This is a genomic window from Kaistella flava (ex Peng et al. 2021) (genome assembly GCF_015191005.1).
GTDB classification, from domain to species: domain Bacteria; phylum Bacteroidota; class Bacteroidia; order Flavobacteriales; family Weeksellaceae; genus Kaistella; species Kaistella flava.
On sequence record NZ_CP040442.1, the window covers coordinates 2,300,833 to 2,315,728 of the forward strand.

Annotated in this window: 10 protein-coding genes and 5 tRNA genes; 1 reads left to right on the forward strand and 14 read right to left on the reverse strand. The window is 34.9% G+C overall.

Going from position 1 to position 14,896, the window contains the following annotated elements; all coding sequences use genetic code 11:
• Positions 1-12 precede the first annotated feature (12 nt).
• From Q73A0000_RS10235 to rpsU, 14 genes are all read right to left on the reverse strand, one after another.
• Positions 13-83 (reverse strand) — tRNA-Trp (locus Q73A0000_RS10235).
• Between the two features lie 55 nt (positions 84-138).
• The gene (tuf, locus tag Q73A0000_RS10240; protein ID WP_193810873.1) at positions 139-1,326 is read right to left on the reverse strand and encodes an elongation factor Tu; all 1,188 of its coding nucleotides are present in this window, start codon (positions 1,324-1,326) and stop codon (positions 139-141) included.
• 327 nt (positions 1,327-1,653) lie between these two features.
• Positions 1,654-4,761, reverse strand: coding sequence for an efflux RND transporter permease subunit (locus Q73A0000_RS10245; RefSeq protein WP_193810874.1), 3,108 nt, complete (start codon positions 4,759-4,761; stop codon positions 1,654-1,656).
• A gap of 63 nt (positions 4,762-4,824) precedes the next feature.
• A complete protein-coding gene (locus tag Q73A0000_RS10250) occupies positions 4,825-5,910 on the reverse strand; it encodes an efflux RND transporter periplasmic adaptor subunit (protein ID WP_193810875.1) in 1,086 nt (361 codons plus the stop codon).
• 2 nt (positions 5,911-5,912) lie between these two features.
• Entirely contained in the window at positions 5,913-7,154 is a 1,242-nt protein-coding gene (locus Q73A0000_RS10255) for a TolC family protein (RefSeq protein ID WP_193810876.1), read from the reverse strand.
• A gap of 253 nt (positions 7,155-7,407) precedes the next feature.
• On the reverse strand, positions 7,408-8,775 hold the full coding sequence (locus Q73A0000_RS10260) for an ATP-binding protein (protein ID WP_193810877.1): 1,368 nt from the start codon (positions 8,773-8,775) through the stop codon (positions 7,408-7,410).
• A complete protein-coding gene (locus Q73A0000_RS10265; RefSeq protein ID WP_193810878.1) occupies positions 8,776-9,456 on the reverse strand; it encodes a response regulator transcription factor in 681 nt (226 codons plus the stop codon). It abuts the gene before it with no gap.
• A 75-nt stretch (positions 9,457-9,531) separates the two neighbouring features.
• Positions 9,532-9,603: transfer RNA gene (locus Q73A0000_RS10270), tRNA-Thr, on the reverse strand.
• 51 nt (positions 9,604-9,654) lie between these two features.
• Positions 9,655-9,727, reverse strand: a tRNA-Gly gene (locus Q73A0000_RS10275).
• Between the two features lie 86 nt (positions 9,728-9,813).
• Positions 9,814-9,896, reverse strand: a tRNA-Tyr gene (locus tag Q73A0000_RS10280).
• Between the two features lie 20 nt (positions 9,897-9,916).
• Positions 9,917-9,990 (reverse strand) — tRNA-Thr (locus tag Q73A0000_RS10285).
• 196 nt (positions 9,991-10,186) lie between these two features.
• Entirely contained in the window at positions 10,187-10,477 is a 291-nt protein-coding gene (locus tag Q73A0000_RS10290) for an HPF/RaiA family ribosome-associated protein (protein ID WP_193810879.1), read from the reverse strand.
• Positions 10,467-11,363 (reverse strand): tyrosine-type recombinase/integrase, encoded by an 897-nt coding sequence (locus Q73A0000_RS10295; RefSeq protein ID WP_193810880.1) that lies wholly within the window; start codon positions 11,361-11,363, stop codon positions 10,467-10,469. The genes Q73A0000_RS10290 and Q73A0000_RS10295 overlap by 11 nt, the downstream gene beginning before the upstream one ends.
• An 81-nt stretch (positions 11,364-11,444) precedes the next feature.
• Positions 11,445-11,642, reverse strand: coding sequence for a 30S ribosomal protein S21 (rpsU, locus tag Q73A0000_RS10300; protein ID WP_193810881.1), 198 nt, complete (start codon positions 11,640-11,642; stop codon positions 11,445-11,447).
• Positions 11,643-11,732: 90 nt separating this feature from the next.
• On the opposite strand from rpsU, the gene Q73A0000_RS10305 reads away from it, so the two are divergent.
• Positions 11,733-14,888: a UvrD-helicase domain-containing protein gene (locus Q73A0000_RS10305; protein ID WP_193813699.1), complete on the forward strand. Its 3,156-nt coding sequence runs from the start codon at positions 11,733-11,735 to the stop codon at positions 14,886-14,888.
• Positions 14,889-14,896 lie beyond the last annotated feature (8 nt).

A 14,896-nucleotide genomic window follows, 5' to 3' on the forward strand; every position in this document is an offset into this window, starting at 1 on the left:
TCTTTTATATTGCACGGGCACAAGGACTCGAACCCTGATCAACGGTTTTGGAGACCGGTATCCTACCATTGGACGATGCCCGTAGATTAAAAAAGGTTCCGTAAGTTTCCCTACGGAACCTTTATTATATTTTAGAAATTAATCAGTGATTTCAGTTACCTGACCAGCACCAACTGTTCTACCTCCTTCTCTAATTGCAAATCTAAGACCTACGTTAAGAGCGATTGGCTGCAACAATTCTACAGTAATTGTTAAGTTATCCCCAGGCATTACCATTTCTACACCTTCTGGTAAGAAGATCTCACCTGTAACGTCTGTCGTTCTTACATAGAACTGTGGACGGTATTTATTGTGGAATGGAGTGTGACGACCACCTTCTTCTTTTGAAAGAACGTAAACCTCAGCCTTGAATTTTTTGTGTGGAGTTACAGATCCTGCTTTCGCGATTACCATACCTCTTTTGATATCAGTTTTCTCAATACCTCTTAACAAGATACCTACGTTATCTCCTGCTTCACCTCTATCTAAGATTTTACGGAACATTTCTACTCCTGTTACAGTTGATGTTAATTTTTCATCACCCATACCTACGATATCTACTGGATCACCTGTGTTGATAACACCTGCTTCAATTCTTCCTGTAGCAACTGTACCACGACCTGTAATAGAGAATACATCTTCGATTGGCATCAAGAAAGTTTTGTCAACGTCTCTTGTTGGAAGTTCAATCCAAGAATCAACAGCATCCATTAATTCTTCGATTTTAGCTACCCATTTAGGATCTCCGTTAAGACCTCCTAGAGCAGAACCTTGAATTACTGGTGTATTGTCACCATCATAGTCATAAGAAGAAAGAAGTTCTCTTACTTCCATTTCTACTAATTCTAATAATTCAACATCATCAACCATATCTACTTTGTTCATGAAAACAAGCACGTTAGGTACGTTTACTTGACGACAAAGAAGAATATGCTCTCTTGTTTGAGGCATTGGTCCGTCAGTTGAAGCAACTACTAAGATAGCACCATCCATTTGAGCAGCACCTGTTACCATGTTTTTCACATAATCGGCGTGACCTGGACAGTCTACGTGAGCGTAGTGTCTGTTTGCAGTTTCATATTCAATGTGTGAAGTATTAATTGTAATACCTCTTTCTTTTTCTTCTGGTGCAGAATCGATAGAAGAGAAATCTCTTGCTGTTCCGTATCCTTTATCAGATAACACCTTGCTAATTGCAGCAGTAAGTGTAGTTTTACCATGGTCTACGTGACCGATGGTACCAATGTTCAAATGCGGTTTGCTACGATTAAACGTTTCCTTTGCCATGATATAAATTATTTATTAATTAATTATTTTTTTTCGGTGCGCAAATATACTAATTTTTTGAATATTGAAAACCTTTTTTAGAAAAAAAAGCTAAACATTCAAAAATATTGGTTTACACCATCTTATATAAGCGAAATACCGGAGTGCAAATTTAGGAAAAAATATTTATTTGAGAAAATGTATAAAATCATTTTATAGCAACATTTCGCTTTTTAACGCTATTTTAATAAATATCCCTAATACTTAAACACTCCAAACCCCTTTATCTTCTCGATTATTTAATAAATCATCTTTAAATAAACAGAGAATTAAAGTTTTGTTAAAGTTTTAATTTTGATAAAATTCGTCTGATTTTTTGGTTTTATTGAAAATCCAGAAGATAATCGGGAAAACCAATAAGGTTAAAACGGTTGCGGTAATTAGTCCTCCAATGATTACCACTGCTAATGGTTTTTGTGATTCTGATCCAATTCCCGTAGAAAGTGCTGCGGGCAATAATCCCACCGAAGCCATCATCGCAGTCATAACTACTGGACGGGTTCTTATTTTCACCCCTTCCAAAATTCCGGCCGCCACGTCCATTCCTGATTTTATGTTTTGATGGAATTCTGATAAAAGAAGTACTCCATTTTGAATACAGATTCCAAAAAGCGCAATAAACCCAACTCCTGCTGAAATTCCGAAGTTCATTCCCGTGATATGCAATGCGAGAATTCCACCAACTAAAGCAAAAGGAACATTCGCCAAAACCAAGATCGAATCTTTTAAGTTTCCAAATAAAATAAACAAAAGGAAGAAAATCATCACCAAACTGATCGGCACTACTTCTGCCAAACGCTTGGTCGCCCGTTCTTGATTTTCAAATTGTCCCGTCCAACCTATTGAATATCCTTGCGGAAGTTTAATCTGACTCACTTTTTTCTGTGCATCAGCAATCGTACTTCCTAAATCACGATCTCGAATAGAAAACTTCACTCCAATATATCTTTGAATATTATCGCGGTAAATAAACGCCGCACCATCATCTTGATGAATGTCCGCAATTTCTTTCAACGGAATTAAAGAACCTTCCTGCGTAGGCACCATCAGCGAAGCCAAATCATTTTCATCTTTTCGGTATTCCTCAGCATAACGAATTCTGATATCAAATTTCCGTTCACCATCAAAAAGTTCGGAAGCGGTTTTCCCACCAAAAGCAGTTTCTAAAACAGATTGTGCATCTGCAAGCGAAACGCCGTACTGCGCCATCTTTTCGCGATTCAAAACTACGCTGAGTTCCGGCTGACCAATATTTTTAATAATCCCAGGCTCTTTAACACCGTCTACATCTTTCAAAATATCATTGACCTGTTTGGCATATTTATCTAAAGTATTCAAATTATCACCATAAATCTTCACTCCATTTTCTGCCTTGAAACCAGCAACAGCTTCGGCAACGTTATCTGAAATCGGTTGTGAATAATTATAAGTGATTCCCTGATGTTCTTTTAATTTCGTGTCCATCTCTTCGATAAGACCATCCAGTGTAATCTTTCTCTTCCACTTTTCTTTTGGCTGAAGACTCACTGCGAACTGCACAAATCCAAAACCATTCGGATCTGTTCCGTCATTACTTCGGCCCGCTTGCGTCAAGACATCGGTGACTTCTGGAAAACTTCTCAACGTCTTTTTGAGTTCTTCGGTCGTCTTCAAAGATTCTTTTAAACTGACACTCATCGGCATTTCGGCGGTGACCCAAAGTGCGCCTTCATTTAAAGGTGGCAAAAATTCTGTTCCTAAAAATCGGGCAGAAAAAAGCGTTATCCCTAAAAAGACTAAAGAAACCAACAAACTCATTTTTTTATGTTTAAAGGTATAAGCAAGACCTTTCCCAACAATCCGTTCCCAGAATTCTGCGAAAACATTGCGTTTCTCCCGAATGTTTTTCTTTAATAATAAATGAGAAAGAACGGGTACCAAAGTCAGCGTAAAGAGCAATGCGCCTAACAAAGCAAATCCCAACGTAAAAGCCAATGGCGCAAACATTTTACCTTCTACCTTTTGAAACGAAAATATCGGAATAAGAGAGGTAATAATAATTACTTTAGAAAAGAAAATGGCTTTACCTAAACCAATTCCGGTGGTTTTAATCCAACCTCCTTTTGCCATTTTGTTGAATCGTTCCATACCATATTTTTTGGCTTTATGATCGAGCATGACGAAAATCCCCTCGACCATGACGACGGCGCCATCAATGATAATCCCAAAATCTACCGCACCTAGTGACAATAAATTCGCACTCATTCCCGCCATCTTTAAACATAGAAAAGCAAACAGCAAAGACAAAGGAATAATAATCGATACGATAAAAGTCGTTCGCCAATCTGCCATAAAAAGAAATACAATTACCGTAACGAAAACAATTCCTTCAATCAGGTTATGCATAATAGTTTTCGTGGTGAAATCCATTAAATTTTCGCGATTGTAAACCGTAATAATCTTCGTGTCTTTTGGTAAAATCTTATTATTGAGTTCGTCGATTTTTTCTTTAACCAAGTGTAAAACCTCAACAGGATTCTCCCCTTTTCGCATCACAATAATTCCAGCAACAACATCACTTTCATCATTAAAACCCGCCTGACCAACTCGCGGCAAAGAACTTTCATGAACAGACGCGACGTTTTTAATTAAAATAGGATTGCCATGATCATTTTGTATCGTAACGTTTTCGATATCTTGAATTGACTTTAACAAACCAATTCCACGAACAACATACGATTGTCCGTTTTTTTCGATAACATCACCACCTACGTTTAAATTCCCTTGATTAACAGCCTCATAAACCTGAGAAGTCGTCAAATTATATTGCTCCAACTTTCGCGGATCGATACTTAATTCAAATATTTTCTCCTGACCACCAAAAACATTCACATCAGCGACTCCCGGAATTCCACGTAACGCACGATCTACGACCCAAGTTTGTAAAGTCAATAATTCACGCGAATCTTTTTTTGGACTTTCTAAAATGTACCGATAGATTTCGCCGGTTGGTCCGTATGGCGGCTGAACATCGGGTTCGGCACCTTCCGGAAAATGAACGGTTCGTAATTGGTTATTGATTTGTGTTCTGGCAAAAGCATCATCAACGCCATCATCAAAAATAATTTTTATAATGGAAAGCCCAAACATGGTTGTACTTCTGATGCTGGATTTTTTCTGCACAGAACTCATCGACAATTCCACGGGAGTTGTTACAAAACGTTCTACTTCTTCCGCACTTCTACCATTCCATTGGGTAATGATGACTATTTGAGTATTGGTAACGTCCGGGAAGGCTTCGATCGGCATATTTTTAAAACTGACGTAACCAGAGATCGCCAGAAGCGCAACCCAAATAAAAGTAAAGGCTTTATTCTTGAGTGAAAAAGCAATGATATTTTTTATAAATTTATTCATGAATTTTATATTTGCTAAAAACCAATGAGACTTCGGTTTCTTTTAATTGAAATAGAACTTAAATTATTCGTTTAATGATCTGTAGAATAAGAGTTGATTATTGGTCACCACCTTATCGCCTTCTTTAAGTCCATCCGAGATATAAGAAATATTCCCTGTTTGTTTGGCTACTTTTACTTCCTGCACTTTTACATTACTTTGGCTTTTAAACAAAATCACATAATATCGGTTATCATCAAAAATTAAAGCGTTCGACGGAATAGAAAGGGCGGTCGCATCTTCAGTTTTAAATACTTTAATCGTCGCTTTACTTTCAGGAATGAGTTCACCATTCGCATTTTCTAAAACCACTCTTGCCTGCATCGAATTGGTTTCAGGATCGATGATTTTAAAGATCTTATCAATTTTTCCGTGGAATATTTTATCAGGCGCAGTTAAGGTGGAAACTTCCGCTTTCATCCCCAAAGAAATTTTATGAATATCGCTTTGGTTAATATTCAGAATCGCCCAAACATTGGTCGTATTGGCAACATCGAAAATATTATCAGTCCGATCGCTCCTGAGTTGCATGTCTTTATTAATGTTTTTCTCAACAATATATCCACTGATTGGCGAAATCACCGAGTAAATATTTCCTTTACCCATATTGTAAACCTGATTCACCGCTTGCGATCTTCGAAGTTCATCTTCCGCTTTTTGAACCTGGCTTTTCGCTTCCAAGACTTCTCGTTCTGTGCTTAATTTGCCATTGTACATATCTTGCGCAACCCGAAGGTTTTTCTGCGCAACTACCAAATCTGTTTTGGCATCACTCAAATCTTTTTGATAACCGGCAACTTCAGTACTTCTAATCGTGGCAAGCACTTGACCTTTTCTCACGTAATCGCCCAGTTCCGCATTGATGGAAACAACATTACCTCCAACGAGTGGAAAGATATCGATGTACTGATTTTTATCGGCTGCGATTTTTCCAAAAAAACTTATTTCATCTTTAATGTATTCGTTTTGAACATCTACTACGGTGGTTGATTTCATCATTAAATTACTAATAACAAAGCCTTTTGCTGCTTCTATATCTTTTTTATCATCCTCTTTTTTACAGTTTATTAAAGTAAAAAGGGCAAGTAAAATGATTAAATTTTTCTTCATGGTTAATTGAAAATAGGAGTTTGTATAAGTTGGTTTAATTGTTCAGCCGAGATCACGACCTGCTTTTTGATTTCGTCGATTTGCAAAACGGTTTCTTTGTAACTGGTCGTAAAATCTGTGAAATCGATGAGACTGATATTTCCTTTTCTGAAATTATCCTGCATTCCTTTATAAACTGCATTCAAATTATTAAGGTCAGTTTGCTCAATACCGAAATATTGATCATAATTATTCTGCCAGTTTTGATAAGCCGCTGTAATCTTATTTTCCAGTTCTTGCTTTTGGTAGTCGGTATTTTTCTGACTTTGTTCGATTAAAATCTGGGCTTTCTGAACATTTCCTTGATTTTGCTTCCATAAAGGAATCGGAATTCCGACGGTGAAATTAATTTCATTGTGAAAAATCCCACTATTTTGATTCCATTGTAGTCCGCCAGTAACATCGGGCGTATTTAATGATTTTTGCCATTTGTAATAGGACTTGCTATTTTCAATGGATTTTAAAGTGTACAAATAATCGGCATTATGTTCTAAGCCGATCTTTTTTAATTCATCTAAAGAAATTAGAGGTTGATTTTTAATCAGTAACTGAACTTCATCTTCCGACATTTCAGGAATAATAGTATCGCTGATGCCGGTTAAAGTGTGGAGATTTTGTAGTTCAGTAAAAATAGAATTTCTAATTTGTAATTTCTCATTATTAAGATCCAAAACCATTGACTGTAATCTTACTTGATCTTTGAGCGCGATGTTTCCTTTTGCTGTTTGAACTTTATAGGCTTTGACCAAATCAGTTAAAAAACTCAACTGACTGTCGATATTTTCTAATTTTTTTTGATCAAAATAAATGGAATAAAAACTTTCCCGCAGTTGCGATTTAAGTTCAAATAACAATTGATTAAACTGAAGTTGGGATAACTCCTTATTGGATTTTGCAAACTCTACCTCATTTTTTCTTTTTCCGCCCAAAAGGAAAAGTTGCTGAACTGCTAAACTTTTACTCGGTCCAAGATTAAGAAAGGTGTTGTTTTCAGGATTAAAAATATTTGCTTCAAAAGAGGCTTGCGGAAGTTCCCAGATTTTCGCCTGAACAATATCTGCATCGGCTGCCGAAATATTGTATTGTTGGGCGATGAGTTGTAAATTGTTTTTAACAAAAGATTGCTCTGCTTGCTGAAGGCTGATTTTTTGCTGTGAAAAAGCCCAGGAAGAAACCAGCAAAGCGATCAAGATTATTTTATTCATATTAGTCCTTTTTAAGAAGGGCAAAAATGAAGAGTTAACCTTAAAAGAAACTTAAGTTAACCTTAAAAAAAACTTAAAAAGCAAATCATCAATCTTTAAACCGCAAAAGAGACAAAAGGTAAATGGAAAAAGGATTTCAAAAGAATGCAAAAAAAAGGATGACCATTATAGCATTCACCTTTTACATACTTTTGAATAACTTAATGCTTCAAAACTTTTGTAAATCTTTTGCTGTAAAAAAAAACTTAAAAAGTTACAATGGAAAGTTAATCATGAAAATATTTTGGTTGGGTGAGGCACTTTGATAAGTGATCGTCGCTTTGTGATATTCCAGAATTCGTTTTACAATTTTTAATCCTAAACCAGAACCGGAAGTTTTTTGTGAATTGCTTCCTCTCATAAATGGATCGAACAAACGCTTTTGTTCTTCTGCAGAAATAGTGCTGCCAAAACTCAGAACATTTACAGTTAAAGAATGAAGAGATTCCTCAATCGTTACATTGACGAAATCGTTGTCTGTATAAATCGCAGCATTTTTAAACAAATTAATAAATACAATTTCCAATAAAGATTTCACTCCTTGAATAGTAAGTTGAGAACTTTCTATACTGTGGTCAGAAATTTGAAAATCCATTTTCAGCTTCGGGAAGTTTTTCTCTACTTTTTGGTAAGCATCAAAAATGACTTCATCAATTCTAACTTCTTCATAAATGGTCTGAATATTTTCTTTGTCAAATTTCGTCAAAACCAAAAGCGAATTCGTAAGATCAGACAGCTGAAAAACCTCTTTTGAAATCTGAGTCAATACCGCTAAAGTTTTGGGCGAATGTTGTTCTGCCTTTTTTAAATTTTCTAATTGAAAAGCCATTCTCGTTAAAGGCGTACGGATTTCGTGAGAAGCACTAGCAGTAAAATCTTTCTGAGATTGAAATACATCATTCAAACGAACAATCATTGTATTAAAAGATTGTGCTAAAACACCAATTTCATCGTTGGAAGCTTTCACAGGAATCTGATTAGTGAGTTTATGTGCCGTAACTTCTGAAATCTCTTTCTTCAGTTTTTCTAAAGGTTCCAAAAATCTACCGATAATATAATAACAGAAAAACCAAATAAGCGCAATACTCAAGAGATAAGAAAAAACCAAAAGATATTTAAGATAAGCCAATTTTGACTGACCAGATGTATCTATCGCGCTGGTAATGATATAGTAATTTTTACCATGAATCCTTCGTAAAGCTGCATAAGTTTCGGGATCTGTATTTTCAGTATAAACAGTCTTTTCGCGGTCTAATCTTGCAAGCAATCCATTTTCCCAACTTACATTTTGATCTTTGAGCGTGCTGTAAAGCAATTGTTTTCGAGCATCAAAAATGATAATGTTTTCATCGAACAGAATATTATCTGCATTCTCACTAAAAACGATAGGACCTTGTTCTTTAAAGCCGTCCGATTGTGAAATAAAATTGGTCGTAAAATCTAGCCTCTTTACAAATCGTTCTTTAAATTCTTCCCGTCGAAACGAATTAAACGATACATAAATAGTTGTCATTACAATACCAAAAAGCAATGAAAACGCAATGCTGAGATTCAAGGCGATCTTACGCTTCAGAGATCTCATTTATAAGGCATTTAAATAATAACCATAGCCTGAACGGGTATGAATGAGTTTAACATCGAAATCCTTATCAATTTTCTTTCTTAAAAAATTGATGTAAACTTCAACGGTATTGGTATTGGTATTAAAATTCTGTTCCCACACGTGTTCTGTTATTTGCATTTTAGAAACTGTTCTACCTTGTGCTTCTGCCAGAAAAACCAACAATTGAAATTCCTTTACCGTCAAGGCAATTTCCTGTCCACCGCGAAAAACTTTCTGATCGGTTTTGTTAATAGTAAGATCTTCTATCGAAAAAATTTCGTCAACGATTTTATCCTGGGTATTATTTCTTCTCACTAAAGATTGAATTCTCATCAATAATTCTTCAAACTGGAAAGGCTTCACCAGATAATCATCAGCCAGTCGATTAAACGCATCTTTCTTATCGGATAAGTCACCGTAAGCAGAAATCATAATGATTGGCGTGTTTTGATCCTCTTCCCGTATTTTCTCACAGACTTCCAAGCCGTTTATTTTAGGCACATTGATATCGAGCAAATAAATATCGTAGGAATTTTGTTGAACTTCCTGTAAAAAGAGATCACCGTCGTAGACTTTTTTCACCTCAAAGTCACTGGTCTCTAAAAAAGCAGCCAGTTCGGTGGAGAGAATAAGATCATCTTCTAACAAAAGGATTTTCATAATAAGGATTGAAAAGTAAATTTAGTGAAATTTAAGCATAAAAAAATCTCTCTTAAAAAAGAGAGATTAAAATAGAGCCAACTATGAGATTTGAACTCACGACCTCTTCCTTACCAAGGAAGCACTCTACCCCTGAGCTAAGTCGGCAAAAAGACTAAAAAAAAATCACAAGCCGCTGTATTGGTTGTGATTTTTTAGAGCGGAAGACGAGGGTCGAACTCGCGACATTCAGCTTGGAAGGCTGACGCTCTACCAACTGAGCTACTTCCGCATTTTTGTTTCCAAAAACTGTTGGTAAACGGTTTGCAAATCTACAATTAAATTTACAATCTCGCAAGAAAAAATTAGAAAAAAATGTGGGGAGAGTAGGATTCGAACCTACGAAGTCGTAAGACAGCAGAGTTACAGTCTGATCCATTTGGCCACTCTGGAACCTCCCCAATTTTTATTTTTTCCTATGAGCCTCCAGAGGGACTCGAACCCACGACCTGCTGATTACAAATCAGCTGCTCTAGCCAGCTGAGCTACGGAGGCAAAATTTTAAAGAACTACTTATCTGTTTTTGCGAGTGCAAATATAGTGATTTATTTTAGACCTACAAGCTTTTTTTAGCTTTTCTTAAAAAAAAATTTGTAGAAATAAAGAACTATTTATCTGTTTTTGCGAGTGCAAATATAACATAGTTTATTTTAAATCTACAAATTTTTTAAGGCTTTTTTTAAAAAAATTTTTAAGCCAATTCTTTTTTCTTGATTAACAGCTTTTTAGCAGTTTCAGCACAAAGATCAATACTCTCTTCAAAGGACGCAGAAGTCTTTTTAACGACAATATCATCACCTGGAACCTCTAATTTAATCTCTGCGGTCTTATTTTCTTTATCTCCTGTATTTTCAACTTTTAAGAAAACTTGACAACCATGGATCTTATCATAAAAGGTTTCTAACTTACTTAGTTTCTTTTCTAAATACTCTTCAAGTGGTGAGTGTGGAGTCAATCCTATTGACTGAACTTTAATTTTCATAATCTAGATTTTTTTGCGCTCTAGGATGAGCATTGTTAAACACTTTCTTTAGTTGTTCGATATTCGCCGTGGTATAAACCTGAGTTGACGCCAAAGACGAATGCCCCATTAGTTTCTTCACTTTAGAAATCTCAGCCCCATTCTCTAAAACATGAGTTGCAAAACTGTGTCTTAATATATGAGGGCTTCTTTTCGTCTTCGAAGTAACAAGACTAAGGTAGGAATTTACAGCAGAGTAGACAAATTTATCATTGAGTTTTTCACCTTTCTTACTCACGAAGAAATACATCTCGCTCGCTTCCAACGGTTTTCTTTTAGTTAAATAATCTTCAAAACTTTGAATAAGTTTCTCGGAAATAGGAATGATTCGAGATTTATTCCCTTTACCAATTACTTTGATTTCTTTCTTACTAAAGTCAACATTATTAAATAAAAGACTTGTTAATTCCGCTTTCCGCATTCCGGTTTGGTACAAAGTCTCTATGATTAACTCTTTTAGAAAACTTCCGTCTTTAGGTTTTCCTTCTATTGATTTAAGATCCGACATTTCCTCTTCGGAAAAGGGAATTTGTTTTTCGGCGTAAAATTTTAAGGATTGAATATTCTCCAGTGGTGAAACCTTAACGTCACCAACTTTCAATAGAAAGAGGAAAAAACTTCGCAAAGAAGAGAGCTTTCTATTAATGCTGCGTTTAGAAATTTTCGACGCACTTAATTCGGTCATGAAATTTCTAATGACTTTTTTATCCACTTTCGTAAAATCATGATGAGCTTCTGTTTTCAAAAGAAAAACAGAGAAATCGGATAAATCCTTGCGGTAACTCGTCACTGTATGTGGCGAATACCGTTTTTCTACTTCAATATATTCTAAGAATCGTTCTATCATTTACTATATATAACAAAAAATCACCTTCCAAATATAAGTATTTGAAAAGTGATTAAGATATTTTCGTAAAGAAAATTTTCTTTAAGCTTGTTCTTCGATGCTCAAGTTTCTTTGTTTGTAAGCTGCTTTGGTATTAGAAGCTCTCTTCACAACTGAAGGCTTATTGAATTGTTGACGACTTCTAAGAGCTCTGATAGTTCCTGTTTTGTCGAATTTTCTTTTGTACTTTTTTAAAGCTCTGTCGATGGATTCACCATCTTTTACTGGGATTATTAACATAATTTACATCTCATTTTGGATTGCAAAAGTAAGATTTTTTTCTGAATTGACAAATTATTTTACTATTTTTAAACTCAATAAATTAAAATGATGCAACCCGACTATAAAGTAATCAATGCTTCTGCTGGATCTGGAAAAACTTATGCGCTGGTTCAGAACCTGTTAGCCATTTGTTTAAAGTATCCTTCTCAAGCTGATAAAATCAGAAATATTTTGGCTCTGACTTTCACCAACAAAGCAGCCAATGAAATGAAGCACCGAATTATCGATTGGCTGAAAAAGTTTTCGCTTGACACTTACGATTCAAATAATGACCTCATCAATATTCAGGAAAAATTAAAAAATGAAGGCTTCAATATTCCTTTAAAGGACTTGCATGAGCGTTCTAAAAAAATGCTCGATTACGTTCTACACCACTACTCTACTTTAAACATTGGAACGATCGATAAATTTAACGCGAAACTGGTCAGAAGTTTTGCACAGGAATTAGGTTTAGCCCAAAATTTTAATTTAGAAATTAATCCCGAACCTTTCCTCATTGAAGCCGTTGATAAAATGCTGGAAGACATCGGTGAGGAAAATAAAATTTCTGAAGCTTTTATGGATTTTGTGAATTACACTTTGGATAATAATGACAGAATTGACCTTAATAAAACGCTTTATAATTCAGCCAAAGAATACGTTCAGGACAAACATTATTTTCAATTAAATGAAAACAAAGATTTCGACTGGGAAGTTTATGAGCATACGAAAAAGAATCTGCGGAAAAGCATCAAAGACTTAAGAGAAGATTCCATAAAAATTGCGGAAGAAGTATTGAGTTTACTACTGGAAAAGGATTTAGAAATCGGTGATTTCGCTGATGGAAAGAATGGAATCGGTGGTTTTTTCGAAAAGTTTCTGGGTAAGAAAATTCCTCTTTTATATGAAACTATCGAGCAGGAAGAAGGGCGAGCAGAGAAAATTAGAAAAGGAGCTTCCTCTAAATCAAAACATAAAGAATCCGAAATTTTTGAAATATTAGATTTTTTATTAGAACATCGAAAAAAAATCATCAACAATCACGTTGAAGCAGAAAAGAAACAAAAAATTCTAAATGCGCTTTTACCTTTAAAAGTAAATAAAGATATTCAGGATAAACTGGCTGAAATTGAACAGGAAAATGACTTGGTCTTGCTGTCGAAATTCAACATTATGATTCATGAGAATCTGCGTGAAGAGCCCACTGCTTTTATTTATGAAAAAATTGGAACTAAATTCTCGCATTATTTCTTTGATGAATTTCAGGATACTTCTTTATTGCAATGGCAAAATTTTCTTCCGTTAAGAGATCATGCAGTTTCCCAAGAACACATGAGTTTTACTTTGGTTGGTGATCCAAAACAAAGTATCTATCGTTTTCGTGGTGGTGATTCTCAACTGATGCTGGATATCATTAATAAAAAAGAGAAATCCCCCGTTTTCGCTCAACTTGAAAATCTGGAAAACAATTATCGAAGTGCAAAAAACATCGTTGATTTCAACAATCAGCTTTATCAATATCTATCAGAATTTACAGAAAAAGAACATCAGGAAATCTTTGGAAAAGGTTCGCAGCAAGAAGCTAAATCCAATATGGAAGGCCGAGTACGAATGAATCTTATTGAAAATGCGAGTAAGAAAATTGTATTTTATGAAGAGGCCACCGAAAAAATGCGCGATGATATCGAAAGCTGTTTAGCAAATGGTTACCGATTTTCAGACATTACGATTCTCTGTCGTGGGAATTTTGACATTTTCACTTTTTCTCAATTATTAGGAAATTTAAAAGTCAATTATAAAGGTGAGGAAGTTTATATCAAAACGATTTCAGAATCGGGCTTGACATTGAATTTATCGCTGACTTTATTAGCCTTGACAGAATTTTTAAAGTGGGAAGAAAACCCAAAGAACTTTCAGTTTGCTGTTAAAATGCTTTATTATCTAAAGGTTTTAGGTAGAATAGAAATGGAAGATTTCAGCAATGAAATTATGGAGATATTGGCTTTGAAAACCAAATCAGAAATGGAAGTTTTGATTGCAGAAAAATATGGATTAAAATTACAGTCAAAGGATTTACTTCAACTGAATCTCTATAATTTCATCGAACATTTCTTACATGAGTTTTCGGTAAAAGATAAGGAAACCGATTTCCTTTTTAATTATCTTGAAATGCTATATGGCTATTCTCAAAATGCAGGTTCTACTCTTAAAGAATTTTTGAAATATTGGAATGAAGAAGCCAACAGCAAAACCATACAAGCTTCTGAAAACGTAGATGCTGTGAACATTATGACGATTCATAAATCAAAAGGTTTGGAATTCCCGGTGGTACTTTTACCAATGAAAAATGCGGCAGGTTCGAAAAAAAGCAGTTATTGGTTTGGAACAAGTTCTGAAGAGCAACTCAATTCTGTGAACGTCAATTTCTTCGATTCGTCGCTGGAAATTTATGATAATGAAATCGCCGAATTTAATTATGAAAATTCTTATCAGGAAAAAATTGACAATTTCTGTTTGCAATATGTAGCGACAACCAGAGCGGCAGAACAGCTTTTCTTCTATATTGAAAAACCGAATAAATCTGCCAATCATTTAGAAATCTATGATTTTTTAGAATCGAAAATTCCGCGTGATGAAACTGGCGAACCATCTTTATCATTTGATTTATATGAAGTTTCAGCAGAACATTTAAAAAAGAAAAGCGAGAAAAAAAGTACCGAATTTACCACCAAAGCAATTCATCTTACTTCTGAAAAAGATAAATATCCGGATGCGATTAAAATCGCAACACCGACGAAAAACTATCAAAATCGCGTAGAAAAAGTTCGAATGGGAATTTTTACACACGAAATTTTAGCCCGAATTAACACGGCAAAAGATGTAGAGAAAGTGTTGGAAAGTTATCTTTTGGAAGGAACCATTACCAACGATGAGAAAGCCCAAATCAATGATCGGATTTTCAATATCATTAATAATGAAAACTATTCGAAGTATTTCAAAGAAAACCAAGTCGTAATCAATGAAAAAGATATTATGATTTCTGAAAACGGAACCTCATCAATCTATCGTCCGGATCGATTGATAGAAACCGAAGATGGAATTATTATCATCGATTTTAAAACCGGTGATGAACTTGAAAAGCATCAATTACAATTGGATGAATACCAATCGGTTTTAGAAAAACTAGGTAAGAAAGTAATAGAATCCCAAATCGTTTATGTATAAATAAAAAA